This window comes from Ciceribacter azotifigens (assembly GCF_048159625.1).
GTDB lineage: Bacteria > Pseudomonadota > Alphaproteobacteria > Rhizobiales > Rhizobiaceae > Allorhizobium > Allorhizobium azotifigens.
Genome location: NZ_JBLQTA010000044.1, coordinates 1 through 2,948 on the forward strand (window position 1 = coordinate 1; position 2,948 = coordinate 2,948).

The 2,948-nt window shown below is 55.4% G+C and carries 3 protein-coding genes; 1 reads left to right on the plus strand and 2 read right to left on the minus strand.

Annotation, left to right across the window (positions count from 1 at the left end):
- Positions 1-305: integrase core domain-containing protein (locus ACM6UT_RS23050; RefSeq protein ID WP_416799609.1), on the plus strand; the 305-nt coding region annotated here is incomplete at its 5' end.
- 686 nt (positions 306-991) lie between these two features.
- Here ACM6UT_RS23050 and ACM6UT_RS23055 read toward each other — a convergent pair.
- Together ACM6UT_RS23055 and ACM6UT_RS23060 are read right to left on the minus strand one after the other, a co-directional pair.
- The gene (locus tag ACM6UT_RS23055; protein ID WP_416799610.1) at positions 992-1,876 is read right to left on the minus strand and encodes a carbohydrate ABC transporter permease; all 885 of its coding nucleotides are present in this window, start codon (positions 1,874-1,876) and stop codon (positions 992-994) included.
- Positions 1,876-2,412 carry a carbohydrate ABC transporter permease gene (locus ACM6UT_RS23060; protein WP_416799611.1) on the minus strand — a complete coding sequence of 179 codons (537 nt, stop codon included), beginning with the start codon at positions 2,410-2,412 and terminating at the stop codon, positions 1,876-1,878. The genes ACM6UT_RS23055 and ACM6UT_RS23060 overlap by 1 nt, the downstream gene beginning before the upstream one ends.
- Between the last annotated feature and the right edge of the window lie 536 nt (positions 2,413-2,948).

Sequence of the window (2,948 nt, forward strand, 5' to 3'; positions counted from 1 at the left end):
CGCACGCAATCGAGCATCTCTCGGACAATGGTTCTGCTTACACCGCGAGGGACACGAGGCTATTTGCCCAGGCGCTCAATCTGACGCCTTGCTTCACGCCGGTGGCCAGTCCGCAGTCGAACGGCATGTCGGAAGCCTTCGTCAAAACCCTGAAGCGGGACTATATCCGCATCGCAGCACTACCGGACGCCGAAACAGCGCTCCGGCTCATCGACGGATGGATCGAGGACTATAACGAAATCCATCCCCATTCCGCGCTCAAGATGGCTTCCCCTCGGCAGTTCATCAGGGCTAAATCAAACTAGCCGACCTGTCCGGTGAAACGGGGTGCACTCCACTTGGATACAAGCCACCGGCACCCGAGGCCATCATCTGGCCTGCGCCAGCAAGCGGAGCAGCACCGTCATCTGCCCAGGCAATAGCCCCAAGGCCGATCATGAACTAAGATTGAAACCGGACCACCCTATGGGGTCAGGCCAGTCCGGAAACACCGCTTACTGTGAAACCCGATATAGCACGATTGCTGCTTGCAGCCATCAGTGCGGACAGATCCTTGAAGCCCTCAAGGGAAACACCGCCTAGCTCTGCAAATTACAGATCCTGAGCCTAGGCTCATAGCCTCGACCGCACCACGATGGCGAGCAGCCCAAAGTTCGCCGCGATACGGTTATCCCGCCCTTGCCATCAGCCGTTCGCCAAGTCCAGTACGGACAGTAGCGTCGGCAAGCTTTCGGCGGTCTCACATGTCGATGTCAGATCGATCACCGGCGCTCAGTCTGCCCCACGCCGCCGGGTCTTCGCTGTAAGGAACCGCACCATGCGGAGCGACGATTGGGTTCAATCGGACGCCAATTGATAACCAATATTCGAACAATGGTTCCATCAGTGACTATCTCAGCAGGCCTTGCTGCAAACACTCTGTCAATGTTGGCGAATAATGAAGGCTTCGTCATCTTGGACGAGCCCACGCGAATTGGCTTGACAGCAGCCATTACTTGACAGCTCCCATGGATAAACCACGTACCAGCCACTTTTGTCCGAGCCAGCCGAGGATCACGACTGGGAGCGCGGCCAGCGTACCGGCTGCCGACATTTTCGCATACCATAGCCCCTGGGCCGACATGAAGCTGATCATGTAAAGCGGTACCGTCGCGCCCTTTGTCGTTGTCAACGTTAGCGCCAGCAGAAACTCGTTCCAGGCAAAAACGATCGCTAGAAAAGCCGTTGCCAGCACGCCATTTTTTATCATCGGCAACGCGATCAGGATCAATTCCTGCGTCGTACCCGCCCCATCCATACGCGCAGCCTCAAGCACATCTTTAGGTAAGTCCTGAAAGAACGACCGCAACATCCAAACGGCGATCGGTAGGTTCATCGCCGTGTAGAGGATAATTAATGCTAACACGTTGTCTAATAGGCCAAGAAAACGTGTTGCTAGAAAGATCGGGATGATCACACCAACGGCGGGCAGAAAGCGTGTCGAGATCAAGAAGAACAGAACGTCACGTTTGCCGCTGGTCTGAGGTTGGGTCAACGCATAAGCAGCAGGTATTGCCAGCAGAAGCACCAGAAGGGTCGACACGAGCGCTGCGGTCGCCGAATTGGCGAAATAGGGCATGAAATCGCCGGTCAGAATCAGTTTGTAATTCTCAAGCGTCGGTGTGTAGGTCAACGGGACGCTTGCAACTGAACTGGGCACCGGCACGAAGGCCGGTGGCATCTTCGGCGCTTCAACCTCGGTCTTGAAGCCGCTTGTCGCGAGATAGAGGAAAGGAAAGGAAACGACAAGCGCCACGCCCCAGGCAACTATCGTCCGGATAGCATCCGACCGCTCTATCCCCTGCACGAAAGTCGTGTTTCGTCGCCAGAAGGCCATCAGTCCAAATCCCCCGTGAGACTCCCGAGCAGTTTCAACAGGTAGGTAACCACGATGATCGTACCGATCACGATAATCACCGCCATGGCTGCCGCGTGGCCGATATCGAACCCATAAAAAACGCTTTGATAGATGAGGAAGGGTACGTTCGTGGTGGCAGTGCCGGGCCCGCCTTGCGTCAACATGAAGATCACGTCGAACTCATTGACGATGAAAATCGAGCCAAGCAGGGCACTGAGTTGCAGGTATCTCTTCAGGTGCGGCAGCACGATGTAACGCGTTTCTGCCCACTGGCCTGCGCCGTCCATTCTGGCCGCTTCGCGTTGGCTGTCGTCTAACGCCTGAAGACCCGCAAGGATGATGATCATCATGAATGGAGCCCAGCGCCATACCAACACGGCGACGACCGACATAACCGGATGCATACCGATCCAGTCTGTCGGAGCGCTCCCGAATTGGCGGGCGATCCAGTTCACAACGCCAAAAATAGGGCTCAACACGGTATATTTCCAAGCTAGCGCCCCAATGATCGGCATGATGAGGAACGGCGTGATAAGCAGCGTCNCAGTTCACAACGCCAAAAATAGGGCTCAACACGGTATATTTCCAAGCTAGCGCCCCAATGATCGGCATGATGAGGAACGGCGTGATAAGCAGCGTCCGCACGATACCGCGGCCAAAGAATCGGTCATGCACAAGCAGTGCGTAAAGCAGCCCAATCAGAAGTGACAGCAACACCGCGGCAACCGTGAAAGTTAGCGACGTCACTACAGCGTTTAGGAATCGCGAGTCGCGGAAGATATCGACATAATTTCCGACTCCATTGAATGCGGTGTTCTCTGGTCGCTGGAGGTTCCATCGAAACAGACTGTAGATCACCGTCAGAATGAATGGAGCCTGGGTGACGACGATTACCACAATTAGCGCCGGTGCAATGAGTGGGTTTAGCCAGACCCACACCAGGAACCTGCCGAGGATTGGAATTCGCCCGGCGAGGCTCTGTGTATTGCCAGTTTTCGTCAGTTCTGTCTTGTTCATAATCGCAGGGTCCGTCACCGCTTGCAGCGTAGTT

What these genes read in the sequence shown, in the direction of transcription:
- ACM6UT_RS23055 (WP_416799610.1), bottom strand. Translation starts at nt 1,876, where the DNA reads ATGGCCTTCTGGCGACGAAACACGACTTTCGTGCAGGGGATAGAGCGG.
- ACM6UT_RS23060 (WP_416799611.1), bottom strand. Translation starts at nt 2,412, where the DNA reads ATGCCGATCATTGGGGCGCTAGCTTGGAAATATACCGTGTTGAGCCCT.